The sequence below is a fragment of the Streptomyces caeruleatus genome (assembly GCF_001514235.1).
Taxonomy (GTDB): Bacteria; Actinomycetota; Actinomycetes; order Streptomycetales; family Streptomycetaceae; genus Streptomyces; species Streptomyces caeruleatus.
On record NZ_KQ948940.1, the window covers coordinates 74797 to 93553 of the forward strand.

16 protein-coding genes and 1 pseudogene are annotated in these 18757 nt (G+C 70.3%); 8 read left to right on the plus strand and 9 right to left on the minus strand.

From position 1 onward, the window contains the following. Window positions 1-76: 76 nt before the first annotated feature. From AQJ67_RS37420 to AQJ67_RS37435, 4 genes are all read right to left on the minus strand, one after another. Entirely contained in the window at window positions 77-1120 is a 1044-nt protein-coding gene (locus tag AQJ67_RS37420; RefSeq protein WP_062723945.1) for a glycoside hydrolase family 5 protein, read from the minus strand. 160 nt (window positions 1121-1280) lie between these two features. Beyond that, entirely contained in the window at window positions 1281-2288 is a 1008-nt protein-coding gene (locus AQJ67_RS37425; RefSeq protein ID WP_079056424.1) for a Yip1 family protein, read from the minus strand. Window positions 2289-2354: 66 nt separating this feature from the next. After that, entirely contained in the window at window positions 2355-3809 is a 1455-nt protein-coding gene (locus AQJ67_RS37430; protein ID WP_062723947.1) for an FG-GAP-like repeat-containing protein, read from the minus strand. A gap of 138 nt (window positions 3810-3947) precedes the next feature. Next, window positions 3948-4613, minus strand: coding sequence for a DUF5701 family protein (locus AQJ67_RS37435; RefSeq protein WP_062724052.1), 666 nt, complete (start codon window positions 4611-4613; stop codon window positions 3948-3950). 244 nt (window positions 4614-4857) lie between these two features. On the opposite strand from AQJ67_RS37435, the gene AQJ67_RS37440 reads away from it, so the two are divergent. Further along, entirely contained in the window at window positions 4858-5469 is a 612-nt protein-coding gene (locus AQJ67_RS37440; RefSeq protein ID WP_062723948.1) for a hypothetical protein, read from the plus strand. A 243-nt stretch (window positions 5470-5712) separates the two neighbouring features. Here AQJ67_RS37440 and AQJ67_RS37445 read toward each other — a convergent pair whose 3' ends face one another. After that, on the minus strand, window positions 5713-7023 hold the full coding sequence (locus AQJ67_RS37445; protein WP_062723949.1) for an FG-GAP repeat domain-containing protein: 1311 nt from the start codon (window positions 7021-7023) through the stop codon (window positions 5713-5715). 165 nt (window positions 7024-7188) lie between these two features. Between AQJ67_RS37445 and AQJ67_RS37450 the strand changes: the two genes are divergently transcribed. Continuing rightward, on the plus strand, window positions 7189-7698 hold the full coding sequence (locus tag AQJ67_RS37450; RefSeq protein ID WP_062723950.1) for a MarR family winged helix-turn-helix transcriptional regulator: 510 nt from the start codon (window positions 7189-7191) through the stop codon (window positions 7696-7698). 70 nt (window positions 7699-7768) lie between these two features. Here AQJ67_RS37450 and AQJ67_RS46160 read toward each other — a convergent pair. Further along, window positions 7769-8416: pseudogene (locus AQJ67_RS46160) on the minus strand (FMN-dependent NADH-azoreductase); the annotation flags it as partial. A 120-nt stretch (window positions 8417-8536) separates the two neighbouring features. On the opposite strand from AQJ67_RS46160, the gene AQJ67_RS37465 reads away from it, so the two are divergent. Next, window positions 8537-9208 carry a nitroreductase gene (locus AQJ67_RS37465; RefSeq protein ID WP_062723953.1) on the plus strand — a complete coding sequence of 224 codons (672 nt, stop codon included), beginning with the start codon at window positions 8537-8539 and terminating at the stop codon, window positions 9206-9208. A 17-nt stretch (window positions 9209-9225) separates the two neighbouring features. Here AQJ67_RS37465 and AQJ67_RS37470 read toward each other — a convergent pair whose 3' ends face one another. Beyond that, entirely contained in the window at window positions 9226-9678 is a 453-nt protein-coding gene (locus AQJ67_RS37470) for a GNAT family N-acetyltransferase (protein ID WP_062724053.1), read from the minus strand. Window positions 9679-9861: 183 nt separating this feature from the next. Here AQJ67_RS37470 and AQJ67_RS37475 point away from each other — a divergent pair, with 183 nt between their 5' ends. Then, a complete protein-coding gene (locus AQJ67_RS37475) occupies window positions 9862-11022 on the plus strand; it encodes an MFS transporter (RefSeq protein ID WP_062724054.1) in 1161 nt (386 codons plus the stop codon). A gap of 325 nt (window positions 11023-11347) precedes the next feature. Further along, entirely contained in the window at window positions 11348-12049 is a 702-nt protein-coding gene (locus tag AQJ67_RS37480) for a DUF2637 domain-containing protein (RefSeq protein ID WP_062723954.1), read from the plus strand. A gap of 123 nt (window positions 12050-12172) precedes the next feature. Here the strand turns inward: AQJ67_RS37480 and AQJ67_RS37485 are convergent, their stop codons facing one another. Both AQJ67_RS37485 and AQJ67_RS37490 read right to left on the minus strand, forming a co-directional pair. Next, on the minus strand, window positions 12173-12466 hold the full coding sequence (locus tag AQJ67_RS37485; protein ID WP_062723955.1) for a zinc-ribbon domain-containing protein: 294 nt from the start codon (window positions 12464-12466) through the stop codon (window positions 12173-12175). A 118-nt stretch (window positions 12467-12584) separates the two neighbouring features. After that, complete coding sequence (locus tag AQJ67_RS37490) at window positions 12585-14867, minus strand: (Fe-S)-binding protein (RefSeq protein WP_062723956.1); 2283 nt, start codon at window positions 14865-14867, stop codon at window positions 12585-12587. Window positions 14868-15082: 215 nt separating this feature from the next. On the opposite strand from AQJ67_RS37490, the gene AQJ67_RS37495 reads away from it, so the two are divergent. The 3 genes from AQJ67_RS37495 to grpE all read left to right on the plus strand — a co-directional run bounded on the left by AQJ67_RS37495 (window position 15083) and on the right by grpE (window position 18742). Then, a complete protein-coding gene (locus tag AQJ67_RS37495; RefSeq protein ID WP_062723957.1) occupies window positions 15083-16147 on the plus strand; it encodes an MraY family glycosyltransferase in 1065 nt (354 codons plus the stop codon). Between the two features lie 94 nt (window positions 16148-16241). Further along, window positions 16242-18089 (plus strand): molecular chaperone DnaK, encoded by a 1848-nt coding sequence (gene dnaK / locus AQJ67_RS37500; protein WP_048584191.1) that lies wholly within the window; start codon window positions 16242-16244, stop codon window positions 18087-18089. Then, window positions 18089-18742, plus strand: coding sequence for a nucleotide exchange factor GrpE (gene grpE / locus AQJ67_RS37505; protein WP_062723958.1), 654 nt, complete (start codon window positions 18089-18091; stop codon window positions 18740-18742). Before dnaK ends, grpE begins: the two co-directional genes overlap by 1 nt. The last annotated feature ends 15 nt before the right edge of the window (window positions 18743-18757 follow it).

Genomic DNA, 18757 nt, shown 5'->3' on the forward strand with positions numbered 1-18757 from the left:
GGCCCCGCAGTCCCCACCGTCCCGGCCGCCGATCCGGCAGGGACGGTGGGGGAGGCGAGCCGGCCCCGGTCCCCGGTTACTGCCGCCAGGCCCAGTGCAGGCGGTCCAGGCCGCTCTGGTTGTTCAGGCTCAGGCTGAGGTCGGTGCCCGTTCCCTGGAGGGTCGTGAGGGAGTAGGTGTCGCCGTTGCGCAGGCCGGGCCAGTAGACCGAGCCGAGGCCCAGTTCACGGATGGTGTCCGTGGCGGCCTGGATGTAGGCGACCTCGTGGGAGCCGTTGACCGGGCCGTTGTAGTCCAGGCCGGTGGTCATGGAAGCGCCGAACTCGTCGAGGATCGTGCGCGAGGCACAGTCGCCGATGCGCGCCTTGAAGTCCGCCTTCCACTGGTCGACGCTGGTCCAGTCGGTGTGCCAGAAGCCGTAGTTGTGCAGGGCGAGCCGGGTGCCCTTGAGTCGCGGATCGGCGCAGACCGGCTTGACGTCCTCGCTGTACTTGTAGCCGCCGATCAGCATCCGGTCACGGGGCACGTTGCGATGGGTGGTCACCCACTTCGCGGCGACGTCGGTCCACTCCTGGGCGGTGTAGCCGAACGGCTCGTTCATCGGCTCGAAGTACACCTTGGAGTCGCGGGCGTAGGCGGAGGTGATCCGCGCCCACATCTTGTCCCAGGCGGCCTGGTCGTCGATCTTGCCGTCCTTGGCGTTGTCGGCCTCCCAGTAGCCCAGGATGACCTTGAACCCCTTGTCGGAGGCGGCGTCGATCGCTCCCTTGTACGACTTCCAGAAGGGGCCGTTGACGGAGGTCGGGTTGACCGGCAGCCGGACCGTGTTGGCGCCCAGCTTGGCGAAGCCGCCGATGATCGCCTTGGACTTGGCGTAGGTGGTGGCGTAACTGTCCGTGGTGGACAGGCCGGACGGTACGACCGCGTCGTCGGCGTAGTTGTCGCGCGGGTCGGCCCAGTTGACGCCATGGAAGTCGCTGACGGGCGGCACGGCCGGCTTGCCGTAGGCGGATGCGGGGGACGCCGAGGCGGGGGAGGCGGCGAGTGCGCCCCCGAAGGCCGTGGCGCAGGCCAGCAACGTGGCGACGCAAGCTGTCCGGCGGTGGTTCTCTCGTGGCACGGCATCCCCTTCGGCGGGCTCGATGGTTCCCGCAAGCTAGAAGATGATCCGAACACAGGTCAACGTATGTACACACAAAGTTTCAACATCGGAGGCGCAAAGCGAACAAAGGCCCTCGGCGCGGGTGCGCCGAGGGCCCTCCACCTGCTTCCTGCTGCGTCTAGAACGTGCCGAGCTTCACGATCGACAGCAGAGCGATCAGCTGGATCGCGCTCGCGCCCAGGGCCTTCGGCCACGGCAGGTCGTGGGACTTGGACACCATCAGGGTGAGGAGCGCGCCCGCCGCCACCCAGGTCGCCCAGCCGAGGGCCTGCACGAACGTCGCGTCGCCGCCGGCGAACATCGCGAAGACCAGACGGGGGGCGTCCGTGAGGGACATGATCAGCATGGAGAGGCCGACCGTGGGCTGCCAGGCTCCGTCGCCGCCGAGCTGGCGGGCCAGGGTGTGGGTGACCACGCCCAGGACGAAGGACGAGATCACCATCGCCACGGCGGTGGTCAGGACGATCGGGACCGCGTTCGACAGGGTCGCGTTGATCGCGTCGTTGCGTGCGCCGTCGAAGCCGAAGACCGCGAGCAGGCCGTAGAGGAACGTCACGCCGAGGGCGGGGCCCCACATCGTGTAGTCCCGCATCTGGAGGAAGGTCTGGCCGGGGGAGAGGACGATGCCCCGCAGCAAAGCCTTCCAGTGCAGGCGGGGGCCGACCGGGGCGGCCGGGGCCGCGCCCGCGTGGTAGGTCTCACCCTGGGTGTAGGGGTCCTCGCCCACCGAGAACGCCGTGGTGTGGCCCGGGTTGTTCGCCGCGTACGGGTCAGGGGTGCCGCCGGGGCCGTGCGGGTAGCCGCCGTCGCCGAAGTACTCCGGCTCGCCGTGACCGCCCTGGCCGCGGTAGCCGCCCTGACCGCCGCCGTTCGCCTGCGGCCAGCCGCCACCGCCACCGCCCGAGCCGCCGTACGGCTGCTGCGGCGGCGGGGGATAGCCGTACGACGGCCCCTGGGGCGCCTGCTGCCCGTACGGAGGTTGTTGGGGGCGCGTTTGCGGGGTGCCGTTGTTCCGGCTGCCCCGTCCGATCCTGAATCCAGCCACGTCTTCGAACGTACCTGGTCCCGGAGAATCGCGTGCCGGGCCCTGCGGTTCGGGCCCGGCATTGCTGCCGAGCTGTGACATCCCCTAAGGGAAGCCGCAGCCCGGCTCAGGGAGCGCTCCGGGTAATGCCCTACGCCGAGTTGTGGATCAGCCCGCCATCTGGCTGCCGAACAGCGGAGTGCCGGACGTCGAGACCTTGGCGGCGGTCAGGCCGATGCCCCGGCCGGACGTGTTGATCTTCGAGCCGTCGGAGGCGAACGCCACGACGTACCCGTCGCTGTTGTTCTCCCAGGGCAGGCCGACCGTCAGGTCGGCCTTGCCGTCGCCGGTGGCGTCGGTGAGCAGCAGCTCGCCGCCGAAGCCGTCGCCGGTCTCGTTGCCGCCGGGCACGCCGGGCGTGTCCTGGGCCAGGGACTGGGCGGCGGCGCCCTGGAAGCCGGACGTCGAGCCGTAGAGGACGGAGACCATGCCGGCGTCGGCGATGCCGTTCAGGTCCTCGCCCGGCGAGCCGATGGCCAGGTCGTCGTAGCCGTCGCCGTTGATGTCCCCGAGGGAGAGCTCCCAGCCGAAGGCGTCGCCCGTCTCGCTGGTACCGGGGATGCCGGAGCTGTTCTGCTCCAGGGTTCCCGTGCCGCCGGTGGGCCCGGACGACGTGCCCCAGACGACCTGGACGGCACCGCCCTTCGCGGCCCCGGCACTGGAGGAGGCGGCGTCCCAGTGGTTGCCGATGACGATGTCGCCGTAGCCGTCGTTGTCGATGTCGCCGATGTCGGAGATGATCCCGGCGGGCAGCTTCCGGGCGCCGGAGGTGGTCACACCGCCGGTGGAGCCGGGCAGGTAGTAGTTGGCGTTGAAGTGGTAGTCGCCGCTCGTCTCGCCCTCGTAGCCGTCGACGAGCAGGTCGGTGCGGCCGTCGTTGTTCACGTCGCCCGGCGTGAGGTTGAAGATGTCGTTGCCCTGCACCTTCAGCACCGGCGTGGTGACCTTGTAACGGCCGCCGGTGCCACCGGACTTGGTGAAGCCGCCGCGGTAGATGTCCACCGTGTTCTGGTCCGAGCCGATGGCGAGGTCGGCACGGCCGTCGCCGTTGTAGTCGCCGGCGGCGAGCGGGGCTCCGAAGGAGTCGTGGCTGCTGGGGGCGGGGTCGGAGACCGTGGTGCCGCCCGACAGGCCGGTGGAGCCGCCCCACAGGATGACCGCGGTGCCGCCGTTGGCGTCCGATCCGACGTCCTCGCCGGGCACGCCCACGGCCAGGTCGGCGTAGCCGTCGCCGTTGAAGTCGCCGGCCGTCGTGTGCGAACCGAAGCCGTCGCCGGCCTCGGCGCCGCCCGGGACGCCCGCGCTGTTCTGGGAGAGAGTCTGGATCTTGGTGGCGCCCGCGCCGGTCGGGGAGCCGTACAGGACGGTCACCGAACCGGCCGTCGCGTGGCCGGCCACGGAGGCGCGCGGCGCGGAGACCGCCACGTCCTGGTACCCGTCGCCGTTGAAGTCGCCCTCCAGGCCGGAGGCGGCTGCCGCGGGACCGGCGGCGACGACGAGCAGACCGCCCGTGAGTGCGCCGGCGGCCGCGGTCGCCAAGGCTGTACGGACGTTTTTGCGCATGCGGTTCTCCTGCGGGATACGAATGCCTGCCGAATGGGGACGACCACCCCCGTTGGCCCGGTGTTCTCCTGGGCTTAACGGGGTGATCGCGGTGCAGGAGACCTCTGAGGTGTGCGGATGGTTGTACGCCGCTTCGGGTCAGTACGCCCGGTGCCGGCGGCCCGTCGCGGACGCGAAACCCAGCCATGTGTGCCGGTTGCCCCACCAGCACCAGCCCACCTTCGGGGCGTTGCGCCGCTCGCGGCCGTCGCGTCCCGTGCCGTTGCTGATCCAGATCGCCGGAGTACGGGCGTCCGGCGTGCCGTTGGCCTTGCGCAGCCGGGAGCCGATCGTCATGAAGCAGCGGTTGCGCTCCAGGGCCTCCGGCTGCTGGAGCACCCAGTGGATGCCCTCGGTGAGCAGCAGCGGGGAGCGGCTCTCCTTGACGAGGGCCGGCAGCGCCTCCTCGGGGCTCCAGTTGGCCATGCGGTCGCCGCGGTCGATGCCGTTGACGACGTAGAGGTGCGTGTCGGGCAGTTCGACGGCGTCCGGGGCGAAGTCGTCGACGTCGGGCATGTCGACGACGACGAAGCCGGGCTTGTCGTCGCGACGGAGCAGGGGTGCGAGGGGGGAGGCGGGGAGGCGGTCCGGGTGGACGGCGAGCAGGGCGTTGCTGTCGTCGGCGTGGGAGCCCTCGGCGAAGGCGCGCAGTTCGGCGGCCGGTATGCCCGCGAGTTCGTGCACGCCGAGGGAGATCAGGTGCTCGGCCTGGGTGGCGAGCGGCGGCAGTGGCGGCAGTGGCGGCAGCGGGGGCAGCGGGGGCAGGGGGGTGGTGGTGGATGCGTTGGACGACGTGTCCGGCAAGGCACTCCTCGGTCGTGGGACGGTCGGCCTGAGGGGAACGAGGGGGCGGTGCCGGAATGTTCCCCGGGCGCGGGTGTCGGAAGAGGTGTGGATTACGTGACCGTGGCCTGGGCTCTTTACCGTTTCATGGCATGATCGGGCCCGTTCGGCGCGGGCAGCGTCGTGGATGACATCGCCTCCGAATTCGGCCGACCCGGGACGCCACATGACCACGAACCTCGACAAGCAGGGCTTCGACGGCCCGGTGGCGTGGGACACGCCGGGCACCCGAAGCGCACTCCGCCGCTGGACGGTGGGGAACCTGGCCAAGTTCCTGCTCTGGATGGCCCTTTGGTGGACCGCGCTGTACGCCACGGTCGTGCTGCCGGTGGCGGCCGTGGTGCCCATGGTGCTCGTCCTGCTCGTCCTCACGGTCCTGGAGGTCCGGGCCCTCGGCCGCCTCGCCCGGGGCATGCGGATGCGGCGCGTCCTCGCCGTCTACCCCTGGCGTCAGCAGCCGGGTGCGGTCCGGGTCGACAAGGGCAAGGCGGTCTTCGTGCTGCCCGACCCCTACCAGCCGGAGCGGACGGTGTCGCTGAAGCTCGCTGACGTGCTGTTCCGGCCCTGGACCCATGAGGCCCTGAAGGACTACGACGCCGAACTCTGGTACGCGGGCGACCCGCGGTTCGCCTGCGTCGTCGCCAAGCCCGGCCTGCGCGGACTGGAGTGCCTCACCCAGCCCACCGCCTACGACCCCCGCACCGACCCCCGCCGCAAGGGCCTCAGCCCCGAGGCCCGCCGCCGCGCCAGGGCGATCGGCGCCCGGGTGGCCGACTGACCGGGGTGGCCGCCGGCTCGGCTACCGCACCAGGAAATCCGGCCTTCGGCTATCGCACCAGGAACTCCGGGCCTCGGCTACCGCACCAGGAACTCGGCCTTCGGCTACCGCACCAGGAACTCCGGGCCTCCGCTGCCGCACCAGGAAATCCGGCCTTCGGCTACCGCACCAGGAACTTCGAGCCTCCGCTGCCGCACCAGGAACTCCAGACCTCGGCTACCGCACCAGGAACTCGGCCTTCGGCTACCGCACCAGAAACTCCGAGCTGGAGAACCGCACCGACGGCTCCGCCGCCACCAGCCCCTTCTTCATCCCCGGGTACACGGCCACCGTGTCCTTCGTCTCGCCGACGTACGTTCGCACCACCAGGTCCGCCCGCCCGTCCCCGTCGAAGTCGCCGACTGTGACGACGCGCGTGGTGCCCTGGGCGGGGGGCCGGACGGTGACCATGCCGGTCGTGGTCAGGCCGGTCGTACGGCCGTGGAGGACGCGCAACTGGCTGCCGCTGGTGACGAGTTCGCTCAGGCCGTCGCCGTCGAAGTCGGCGGCGTCGAGCACCGAGCCCGGGGTGGTGAGGGTGCCGCGCGTGGTGGCGGCCGGGAGGTCGTAGCGCAGGGACGTTTCGCCCATGGTGCCGATCGCCGCGTCCAGGGCCGCCCTGCCCTTGCCGAAGGTGCCGAGGGCCACGTCGATGCCGGCGGGCAGGGTCGCGCCGGTGCGGGTGGGGCCGGTGGGGCCGCCCAGCACGACCGCGGACTTGCCGGTGCCTTCCGCCGTACGGACGATCAGGTCGTCGTATCCGTCGTCGTCGACGTCGGCCGCCGGGCCCGTGGGGGCGTTGCCGGGGGACTGGATGGGGGCGGGGGCGGTGCGGGGGCTGCCCTTGCGGGTGAACGGGCCGCGCAGGAAGCTGAGTTGGCCGCCCGAGGCGTGGACGACCAGGTCCTGCGCGTCGTCGCCGTCGAAGTCGCCGCACACCGGCTGGTCGGGCCAGTCGTTGCCGACGCGGGCGCGGGCCGGGATCGTCAGCTTGACCGCCTTGCCGGTGAGGCCGCTCGGGGAGCCGTAGAGGATCTGCAACGGCACCGGAGGCTGCCCCTGGCCGTCGAAGGGCGGGTCGGTGGAGACGACCAGGTCGGTGAAGCCGTCGCCGTCCAGGTCGCAGGTCGCCTCGGCGTCGAAGACGGCTGGGAGTCGGCCCTTGGTCGGGGCCGCCTGCCGTCGCGGGCTGAGCAACTGCCGTGCGCCCGGGGTGAGTCCGCGCTCACCGCCGTACACGATGCCGATGCCCGCGTCGTCGGCGTGCGCCTGCGCCTTGACCAGGTCGTTGAGGACCAGGTCGCGGTGGCCGTCGCCGTTGAAGTCGTCGGGGGTCTTGCTGCCCTTGCCGTGCGGGACGGGGAGTTGGGCGGGGGCGTCGGCCACGTGGACGGGGGTGTGCCGGGCCGACTGGGCGTCGTCGTGCTGTTTGGGGCCGCAGGCGGCGACCGCGAGGGCGAGGCCGAGGGCGCTGGTCAGGGCCGCCGTACACTTCCCGCTTCTTCGCGCGCGCACCGCTCACCTCGTCAGCACCAGGGTCAACAACTGGGTCATGATGCACGTGTTCGGGTGGGGGCGATAGTCCAGTGCGCGCCAGTGTGCGAGCCAGTCCTGCGGGGCTGTCCCATTTGGTTTCAATTGATACCGTATCGAATGAGTGGGTGGCGGTACTGTGGCCTCATGACCGCCGACGTTCCGCACGCAGCCGCCGCCCCGCGCGCGACCGACCGCCCGGGTGACCAGTCGCCCTTCGCTCTCGGTCTGCTGCTGCGCCGGGCGCACTGGCGCGCGCAGACCGTGATGACCGAGGCGCTGCGGCCGCTCGGCATCGAGCTGCGGCACTTCTCGGTGCTGATCGTGCTGGTCAACCGCGGGCCCACGGTGCAGCGCGACCTGGCCGCCGCGACGGGGACCGACAAGGCGGGGATCATGCGGGTCGTGGACGACCTGGAGCGCAAGGGGCTGGCGGTCCGCAAGGCCGTGCCGGGGGACCGGCGGGTGCGGGCGGTGGAGATCACGCCGCAGGGCATGGAGCTCTTCGACACGGCCCATGTGGCGGCGGAGCCGCAGGCCGGACGCCTGGTCTCCGGGCTGGGGGCCGGCGAGGCCGAGCTGTTGACGGACCTGCTGACCCGGTTCGCCCATCCCCAGGAGGCCCATCCCCAGGAGGCCCATCCCCAGGAGGGATGAGCGGCAGGGGTGAGGACGCCGTGTGACCCCCGGGGGGTGAGGCGTCACACGGCGTCCGGTCCGGGGGGCACGCCGCGAGGCGCTCCGCGAGCTCCTTGGCCTTGACGGCCGCCTCCTCGAAGGCGCGCTTGCGCGAGGCCTCGTAGAGGGGGACCAGCTCCGACATGGCCGGGTTGCGGGGGGCCAGGGTGAGCTCGGGGACGATGAAGTCGAGGTCGAGGCCGAGGGTGCGTTCGAGCACGGCCTCCAGGTAGTTCCGCACGTACTCGAAGCCCTCGCGCGGGGTGCCCGGCGCGTAGGAGCCGCCGCGGCTGGCGACGACGACGGCCGGCGTGCCCTTGGCGGAGGGGTTCTCGCCCGCGGTGCGGCCGAGCAGCAGCACGTTGTCCACCCAGGCCTTGAGGGTCGAGGGGATCGAGAAGTTGTGCATGGGGGCGCCGATCAGGACGACGTCCGCCTGCTCCAGTTCCTCGATGAGCGCCTCGCGCACGGCGAACGCGGCGGACTGCTCCGGGGTGCGCTCGGCCGGGGCGGCGTAACCGGCGGACCAGGCGACGGCGGTGATGTGCGGGACGGGGTCGGCGGCGAGGTCGCGGTGGATCACCGTGCCGTCGGGGTGCTGCTCCTCCCAGGCCTGGCGGAAGGCGGCCGCGACCGAACGGGACGAGGACGCCTCGCCGGGAAGCACGGACGAGTCGATGTGCAGCAGCGTGGCCATGGGCTTGCTCCAAGAGGGTCGTACGACGTGATGGCTTGTACTCGACCATAGTTAAGCACGAGATGGTATTGAATGATACCGTCGCGAATGCAACGACATTGGAACGGGAGGCAGACGATCTTGGACGTCTTCGAAGCGGTCACGAGCCGACGGGCCGTACGCGAGTTCACCGACCGGCCGGTCCCCAGAGAGGTGCTGGAGCGCGTCCTGTCCACCGCGGCCTGGACGCCGTCGGCGTCGAACCTCCAGCCGTGGCACGCCTACGTACTGACCGGCGAACCGCTGGCCGCGCTGAAGAAGTGCGCCGGTGAGCGCCTTGCCACGGGCGATCCCTGGGACGAGCCGCAGTACCAGCAGTACCCGCCCGACCTGAAGTCCCCCTACCGCGAACGCCGGTCCGCCTTCGGCGAGCAGCGCTACGGCGCGCTCGGCATCCCGCGCGAGGACATCGAGGCACGCCAGCGGGCCGCGTCCGCGAACTGGGACTGCTTCGGCGCGCCGGCCGCGCTGTTCTGCTACATCGACCGCGACCTGGGGCCGGCCCAGTGGTCCGACGTCGGCATGTTCCTGCAGACGGTCATGCTGTTGCTGCGGGGCGAGGGTCTGCACAGTTGCACACAGATGGCGTGGGCCAAGTACCACCGCTCCGTCGCGGAGATCCTCTCGCCCCCGGACGAGCTCATCCTCTTCTGCGGCATGTCGATCGGCTTCGAGGACGCCACGGCGAACGCCCCGCGCACGGGCCGCGCGCCGCTCGACGAGACGGTCACGTTCGTCGACGACGACGACTGACACCGGCCTCGGTACGGCTACCTCGCGGCGGCGCCGCTCCGGCGCACCATGAACACGTCCACGGGGTCCTCCGACTCGACCGTGAACCCGTGCCGCTCGTACAGCCGCCGGGCGGCACTGCCCTGAAGCACGTTCAGACGGACGAGGACACCGTCGCGGTCGCTCCGCTCCAGCAGTTCGCGCAGGACGGCCGAGCCGATGCCCCGGCCCTGCAGCCGCGGGGCGAGATAGAAGTGCTCCAGCCACCGGGTGTCCCCGTCCGGCCGCAGCGCCACACAGCCGGCGAACGTACCGCCGACCTCGATCACCCAGGTGTGGGCCGCGTCGAATCCGTCCCGCAGCCGCTGCCGCACCCGGTGCTCGTCGTACCGCCCGAGCCGCTCCAGATCCGCCCGCAACACCACGGCCCGCACCTCGGCGATCACCTCGACGTCCGCGCCCACCGCCGCCCGAAGGCTCCAGTCCGCCATGATCGCCACGCTACCGGCGGGGCCGGCGCAGGGGGCGGCCGCCCGCCTCATGCTCAGGCATCCTGCCGCCCGGCCGGAGCGACGCCGGGCCCTCTCGATACCCGCTGTGACGGCCGCTACATTCCCCGTGTGACCACGCCCCGGAACCCGTCCACCCGGCAAGCGGCCCCCGCCGCCTCCCAGATGTGGCCCCTCTACGCCGCCGGGTTCACCACCGCCTTCGGCGCGCACGGCATCGCCGCCAACCTCGGGGGGCACTCCGACGACGCGGTGACCTCGCTGCTGGTGCTGGGTGGGCTGCTGGCGCTGTACGACGGTGCCGAGGTCGTCCTCAAGCCGCTGTTCGGGACGCTCGCCGACCGGATCGGTGCCCGGCCGGTGCTGCTGGGCGGGCTGGTGGCGTTCGCGGTGGCCTCCGCCGCGTACGTCGTCGCCGACAGCCCGGGCTGGCTGTGGGCGGCCCGGCTCGGCCAGGGGGCCGCGGCCTCCGCGTTCTCGCCGTCCGCGTCGGCGCTGGTCGCCCGGCTCAATCCGGCGGCCAAGCACGGGCGGGCGTTCGGCAGTTACGGCTTTCACAAGTCCATCGGATACACCCTCGGCCCCCTCCTCGGCGGCCTCCTGGTGTGGGCCGGCGGGCTGCGGCTGCTGTTCACCGTGCTGGCGGTGCTCGGCGTGGCGGTCGCGCTCTGGGCCGCGCTCGCCGTGCCGCGTGTACCGCCCCTGCCCAAGCGGCGGCAGACGGTGCTGGACCTGGGCCGGCGCCTCGCCGACCCGGCGTTCCTGCGGCCCACGGCGGCCCTGGCGGCCGCGACCGCCGCGCTCTCCGTCGGCGTCGGCTTCCTGCCGGTCTCGGGCGCCGCCGCCGGACTCGGCACGGTCGCGACCGGCGCCGCGGTCTCGGTGCTGGCGGCCTGCGCGGCCGTCGTCCAGCCGAGGGCCGGGCGGGCCCTGGACGCGGGCCGCCTCACCGCCCGCACCGGCCTCACCGCCGGGCTGCTGACCACGGCTGCGGGGCTGGCGGCCGCGATGCTGCCCGGTCTGGCGGGCGTCCTGGCCGCCGCGGCCCTGATCGGCACCGGCACCGGCCTGATCACCCCGCTCGGCTTCGCCTCCCTGGCCGCCGCCACCCCCGCCGAACGGCTCGGCCAGACCATGGGCTCCGCCGAGCTCGGCCGTGAACTCGGCGACGCGGGCGGCCCGCTCCTGGTCGCCGCCGTCGCCTCCCTGGCCACCCTCACCTACGGCTACGCGGCCCTCGCCCTCCTCCTCGCCGCCGGCCCCGCACTCGCCCTCGCCGCGCGCGCGGTTCGAACGGATGATCGCCGGGTCCAGCGGGACGGGTAATCGTAAGTCCCTCGATAAGACCGCGTGATATATATTCTGAATTTCGGCGAACGGGCCCTGTCATTGGATATTCCAGATAATCACCGTTGACGCATATTCCCCCGAATGCCAGATGTCCTGCCCCGTGTGGCGCTCGTTAGGTGGGCGTGACTTGGCAGGAAAAGCATGCAGCTGAGGATCCGCTCCGTTCGTGTCGGACAGCTGATCAGACCAGTGCGCAAAGCATCACGCACTGCTCGGATCTGCTGGAGGACTTTCTGAAAACCATCAGTCGTATGGAGCGCGAATATCTTCGGGCGGCGCTGGAAGGGGAACAGTTCTAGCAATGAGGGCCGACTATGACGCGGTAGACGAACAGGCTCATTACACGCAGCAGCTCGATATGCAGAACCTCTGGCAGGTGCAGGATCCGGTGATGTCGCCGGAGGGCTGGGACCTGGACCAGGAGCTGGCACAGATGCTGGGTGCCACGCACACCCCGGATCCCGTTCCGCCCCGGCAGGACTCCCGGCAGGACAAGGACAGGCAGCCACTGCCCCGCCCGGTCCACCGCAAGCGCCCACAGCCCGGCGCGCACACGCTCACCCGAAACCCGAGGTTCCTCACCGTCTCGGTCTTGGTCACACTCATCACCCTGTGCGCGGTGACGATGCTCACCTGGTCCATCTCGTATTCGTACGATCAGCTGCGCTCCATCGCGCTGCTCGTGGTGTCGCCGAAGCTGGCCCATTGGTGGCCCCTGACGGTATACGGGCCGTGGCTGCTCGCAGGTCTGTCCATTCTGCGGGCATCCGTTCAGCGCCGCACCGCCCGCCGTTCCTGGGCCGTCATGCTGATCTCCTCCGGCACCGCGGTGGCGCTGTGCATCGGGCAGTCGGCGGATTCCCTGCTGGCGATGGTCGTCGTCGGAATTCCGCCGATCACCGCCCTGGTCTGTTTCCGTGAACTCGTCGGCCAGTTCTCCTCCCGGCCCGGCCCCCGGCACGCCGCCGACGCGATCAACGGACCCAAGCAGCCGAAGTCGTAACCCGGCCCGGGGCGTTCGCACGGAAAGGGTCTCGTCCCGCTCCGCGGGCGCCGGGGCGGTGAAACCGTCCGGCGTCGGCAGCGGCCAGGCGTCCGCCGCGGCCGGCGGATGCCCGGCGGCGGATCAGGACTGGTACGGCTGCCGCGGCTGTCCGTACGGCTGCTGACCGCCCTGCCCGCCGGAGAGGGCCTGCGCCTGCAGCTGCTCCGCCTGCTCCCCGGTGACCTTCTGTTCCGCGCCGCAGAAGGTGCACTGGGTCGCGTACCTGGTCGAGACGGGGAACAGCGGCACGAAGAACAGCGTGAACTTGGTGACGCGCTTGCGCAGGGTGTGCGCGGAGGGGTTGCCGCACTGGCCGCACACCAGCGTCAGTATCGCGAGCTGGTAGAGGTAGCCCTTGGTGCCGAAGATGATCACGTCGGAGGTCCTTTCCGATCAGTTCCTGCCTACAGCCTGCCGCAACACGGCGCCCCCTGTCCCATACGGAACAGGGGGCGCCGTAGTGCTGTCGGGCTCGGCTGCTTGTCCGGCCCGCCTACTTCACCGGCTCGGGCTCCGGCTCGCTCTCCGCGGCGGCCGTGTCCTCGGGGTCGACCGGGGTCTTGACGGACTCCAGCAGCAGCTGGGCGACGTCGACGACCTGGATGGACTCCTTGGCCTTGCCGTCGTTCTTCTTGCCGTTCACGGAGTCCGTGAGCATGACGAGGCAGAACGGGCAGGCGGTGGACACGATGTCCGGGTTGGTGGAGAGGGCCTCGTCGACGCGCTCGTTGTTGATGCGCTTGCCGATCCGCTCCTCCATCCACATCCGCGCACCACCGGCGCCGCAGCAGAAGCCGCGCTCCTTGTGGCGGTGCATCTCCTCGTTGCGCAGACCGGGGACGCTGGCGATGATCTCGCGCGGCGGGGTGTAGATCTTGTTGTGGCGGCCCAGGTAGCAGGGGTCGTGGTAGGTGATGATGCCCTCGACCGGGGTGACCGGGACCAGCTTGCCCTCGTCCACCAGGTGCTGGAGCAGCTGGGTGTGGTGGATGACCTCGTAGTCGCCGCCGATCTGCGGGTACTCGTTGCCGATCGTGTTGAGGCAGTGCGGGCAGGTCGCGACGATCTTCTTGGCCGACCTGGGCTTCGCCGACTCGGGCGTCACCTTGCCGTCCTCGTCCATCTCCTCGCCGAACGCCATGTTCAGGGCCATGACGTTCTCCATGCCGAGCTCCTGGAAGAGGGGCTCGTTGCCCAGGCGGCGGGCGGAGTCACCGGTGCACTTCTCGTCGCCGCCCATGATGGCGAACTTCACGCCCGCCATGTGCAGCAGCTCGGCGAAGGCCTTGGTGGTTTTCTTGGCGCGGTCTTCGAGGGCGCCGGCGCAGCCGACCCAGTACAGGTACTCGACCTCGGTGAGGTCCTCGATGTCCTTGCCGACGACCGGCACCTCGAAGTCGACTTCCTTCAGCCACTCCAGGCGCTGCTTCTTGGCCAGGCCCCAGGGGTTGCCCTTCTTCTCCAGGTTCTTGAGCATCGTGCCCGCCTCGGACGGGAACGCGGACTCGATCATCACCTGGTAGCGGCGCATGTCGACGATGTGGTCGATGTGCTCGATGTCCACCGGACACTGCTCGACGCAGGCGCCGCAGGTGGTGCAGGACCACAGCACGTCCGGGTCGATGACGCCGTTCTCCTGGGCGGTCCCGATCAGCGGACGCTCGGCCTCCGCGAGGGCGGCCGCGGGGACGTCCTTGAGCTGCTCCTCGGACGCCTTCTCCTCGCCCTCCATGGTCTTGCCGCCGCCGGCCAGCAGGTAGGGGGCCTTGGCGTGCGCGTGGTCGCGCAGCGACATGATCAGCAGCTTCGGGGAGAGGGGCTTGCCCGTGTTCCAGGCGGGGCACTGCGACTGGCAGCGGCCGCACTCGGTGCAGGTGGAGAAGTCCAGCAGACCCTTCCAGGAGAACTGCTCGACCTGGGAGACACCGAAGACGTCGTCCTCACCGGGGTCGGTGAAGTCGATCGGCTTGCCGCCGGAGGTCATGGGCAGCAGCGCGCCGAGCGAGGTCTCACCCTTGGCGTTGCGCTTGAACCAGATGTTCGGGAACGCCAGGAAGCGGTGCCAGGCCACACCCATGTCGGTCTTCAGGGCGACCGTGATCATCCAGATGAAGGAGGTCGCGATCTTCACACCGGCGAAGAGGTACGTGAGGTTCTGGAGCGTGGAGAGGTCCAGGCCCTCCAGCGCCGAGACCACCGGGTACGAGATGAAGAACGAGGCCTCGTAGCCGTCCACGTGGTGCTGGGCGCCCTCCAGCGCGTGCAGCATGAAGATGCAGACGCCGACGATGAGGATGACGCTCTCGACGAAGTACGCCTGGCCGGTGTTGGAACCGGCGAAGCGGGACTTGCGGCCCGCCCTGCCCGGTCGGCTCAGCTGGCGGATCACGATCAGCGTGAGGATGCCGAGCACCGTCATCGTGCCGAGGAACTCGACGAAGACGTTGTACGGCACCCAGTCGCCGATGACCGGCAGGAGCCAGTCGGCCTGGAACAGCTGGCCGATGGCGTTGACGATCGTCAGCAGCAGCGAGAAGAAGCCCACCGCCACGAACCAGTGCGCGACACCGACGATGCCCCAGCGGTTCATCCGGGTGTGGCCGAGGAACTCCCTGGCCACGGTGACGGTGCGCTGGACGGGCTCGTCGGTACGGGTACCGGCGGGCACGTTCTGGCCGAGCCGCATGAAGGTGTAGATCTGCAGGAGGGCGCGGGCGAACAGGGCCACGCCGACCACGATCAGAACCAGCGACACGATGATCGCGGCGAGTTGCATTTCGGGGCTCCTCGGGCCTGCGAGGGGTGGTTCGAGGGGGTCCTCGACATTACTAAGCGGTAACTTATGCAGTCCGTCTGAGACTACCCCCATCCTCCGTCGCACTGTAGCCAGGGGCGGAGTGATGTGAGTCGCTGAGGGTTGCCTTAAGAAGCGATCGAGAACCGATCGTGTTATTCATCCCGAAATGGTATATACGGCACTAACCTATCCCCGTGCTTTACGGGATCGCAGCCGCCACGACCGCCCTCCTCCTCGCCGCCGCCCTCGCGGCGCTCCTCCGGCTGCCCGCCCTGCGCTTCGGCATCCTCGACCGCCGACGCCAGCGGCCGCTGCCGCTGCTCGGCGGGGTGGCCGTGGCGCTGGTCACCTGTCTGGTGGCCGCCGCCGGCGAGTGGACGCGGTTCGCCCCGCTCGGCTCGGAGATCGGCCGGCTGCTGATCGCCGCGGGTGCCGTCGCCGTACTCGGTCTGGTCGCGGACGTGCGGCGGGTCAAGGCGCGGTTCCTGGTCGGCGGTACGGCCGTGGCGGCGGCCTGTGTGGTGCCGTACGGCGACACGGGCTTCCTGCTGGGGGTGCCGGCCGTCGGCTGGATCGTCCTCGTCACCGTCGGCTTCAAGGCGCTCGACCACGCGGACGCCCTGGTCGGCGCCGTCGGGGTCGTCACCGCCTTCGGCGTCGGCGTCTGTGCGGCGGCCGAGGTGATGGACGAGCTCGCCGTGCTGCTGAGCGTGCTGGCCGCCGCCCTGACCGGTTTTCTCATGCAGAACTGGCACCCCGCGCGGATCGGGCTCGGGGCGTGCGGGTCGCTCTTCGTCGGGTTCGTGCTGGCGTCGTCGGCCGTGATCATCCGGGCCGGGCACGACCCGGTGTCGAGCGTCGCCGTGCTCTACTCGCTCACCGCCCTCGCCACCGCCGACGTACTCCTCGTGGCGCTGTCCCGCCGGCTGGCCGGACGGCCGCTGCTGCGGCGCGGGCCCGACCATGTCGCCCACCGGTTGCGCCGGGTCGGCCTCACCCCGCAGGGCGTGACCGTTCTCCTGGGGCTCGGGGCCTTCGCCGCGGTGCTCGTCGGCGTCCTCGTGCACATGGGATGGATGGCCGAGGCCCGGGTGTTGTGGGTGGGAGGCGTCGCCCTCATCGCCGTGTTCGCCCTCCTGCACATCAAGCCTTACGGTCCTCGCCGTCAACCCTCTTTTCCCGTAGGGGGTACGGTCCGCCCGCCCGCTCAGGCCACGTCGTCGCAGGTAGGAGCCAGGTTGCGTGTAAGGAACGGATAAGAGTTGAGTGGGGTCGACTCAGCTCTGTTGACCGAGTGGAAGCCGTCATGCACACTTGAGTCCGTTCCACTCAAGTCAGCTGGAGGAATTCACCATGGCACGTGCGGTCGGCATCGACCTGGGCACGACTAACTCGGTCGTCAGCGTTCTTGAAGGCGGCGAGCCCACCGTCATCACCAACGCCGAGGGCGCCAGGACCACGCCTTCCGTCGTCGCCTTCGCCAAGAACGGTGAGGTGCTCGTCGGCGAGGTTGCCAAGCGTCAGGCGGTCACGAACGTCGACCGGACCATCCGGTCCGTGAAGCGTCACATGGGCACCGACTGGAAGATGGAGCTCGACGGGAAGCCCTTCAACCCGCAGCAGATCTCCGCCTTCATCCTGCAGAAGCTGAAGCGCGACGCCGAGTCGTACCTGGGCGAGAAGGTCACGGACGCGGTCATCACCGTTCCCGCCTACTTCAACGACTCCGAGCGTCAGGCGACGAAGGAAGCCGGCGAGATCGCCGGTCTCAACGTCCTTCGTATCGTCAACGAGCCGACCGCGGCCGCGCTCGCGTACGGCCTCGACAAGGACGACCAGACGATCCTCGTCTTCGACCTCGGTGGCGGCACCTTCGACGTGTCCCTGCTGGAGATCGGCGACGGCGTCGTCGAGGTGAAGGCCACCAACGGTGACAACCACCTCGGTGGTGACGACTGGGACCAGCGCGTCGTCGACTACCTGGTGCAGCAGTTCAAGTCCGGTCACGGCGTGGACCTGGCCAAGGACAAGATGGCGCTGCAGCGTCTGCGTGAGGCTGCCGAGAAGGCCAAGATCGAGCTGTCCTCGTCCACCGAGACCTCGATCAACCTGCCCTACATCACCGCCTCCGCCGAGGGCCCGCTGCACCTGGACGAGAAGCTCACCCGGGCTCAGTTCCAGCAGCTGACGGCCGACCTGCTGGAGCGCTGCAAGACCCCGTTCTTCAACGTCATGAAGGACGCCGGCGTCTCCATCAACGAGATCGACCACGTCGTCCTCGTCGGTGGCTCCACCCGTATGCCCGCCGTCGCCGAGCTCGTCCGCGAGCTGACCGGCGGCAAGGACGCCAACAAGGGCGTCAACCCGGACGAGGTCGTCGCCATCGGCGCCGCCCTGCAGGCCGGTGTCCTCAAGGGTGAGGTCAAGGACGTCCTGCTCCTCGACGTCACCCCGCTGTCCCTCGGCATCGAGACCAAGGGCGGCATCATGACCAAGCTCATCGAGCGGAACACGACGATCCCGACCAAGCGGTCCGAGATCTTCACCACCGCCGAGGACAACCAGCCCTCCGTGCAGATCCAGGTCTACCAGGGCGAGCGCGAGATCGCGGCGTACAACAAGAAGCTCGGGATGTTCGAGCTGACCGGTCTGCCGCCGGCCCCGCGCGGTGTCCCGCAGATCGAGGTCGCCTTCGACATCGACGCCAACGGCATCATGCACGTCACGGCCAAGGACCTTGGCACGGGCAAGGAGCAGAAGATGACCGTCACCGGTGGCTCCTCGCTGCCGAAGGACGAGGTCAACCGGATGCGCGAAGAGGCCGAGAAGTACGCGGAGGAGGACCACGCCCGCCGCGAGGCCGCCGAGTCCCGCAACCAGGGCGAGCAGCTCGTCTACCAGACGGAGAAGTTCCTCAAGGACAACGAGGACAAGGTCCCCGGCGAGGTCAAGACCGAGGTCGAGGCCGCCGTCGAGGAGCTGAAGACCGCGCTCAAGGGCGAGGACACCGCCGAGATCCGCACCGCCACCGAGAAGGTCGCCGCGGTCTCCCAGAAGGTCGGCCAGGCCATGTACGCCGACGCTCAGGGCGCGCAGGCCGCGGGCGGTCCGGAGGGCGCCGCCCCCGGCGGCAAGGCCGCCGAGGACGACGTCGTGGACGCCGAGATCGTGGACGACGAGCGCAAGGACGGTGTCGCGTAATGACGGAGGAGACCCCGGGCTTCGAGGAGAAGCCCGACGTCCCCTCCGGCGCGACCCCCGACGGCGCCGAGTCGAAGGCCGCACCCTCTGCGAACGCGGAGGGGGCGGCCCCGGCCGGGGACGGAGCAGCAGACGCGGGTCTGGTGGCCCAGCTGGACCAGGTGCGCACCGCGCTCGGTGAGCGCACCGCGGACCTCCAGCGGCTCCAGGCCGAGTACCAGAACTACCGCCGCCGCGTCGAGCGTGACCGGATCGCGGTCAAGGAGATCGCCATCGCGAACCTCCTGACCGAGCTCCTGCCCGTGCTCGACGACGTCGGCCGCGCACGGGAACACGGCGAACTCGTCGGCGGATTCAAGTCCGTCGCCGAGTCGGTCGAGACCGTCGCGGCGAAGATGGGCCTGCAGCAGTTCGGCAAGGAGGGCGAGCCCTTCGACCCGACGATCCACGAGGCCCTGATGCATTCGTACGCGCCGGACGTCACCGAGACGACCTGCGTCGCGATTCTCCAGCCGGGGTACCGCATCGGCGAGCGCACCATCCGCCCCGCGCGGGTGGCCGTCGCCGAGCCCCAGCCGGGCGCGCAGATCAAGGCCGACGAGGCGACCGAGGCGGCCGACGACAAGGAGAGCGGTGGCCCGGACGAGGGCTGACGTTGAACTGACGAC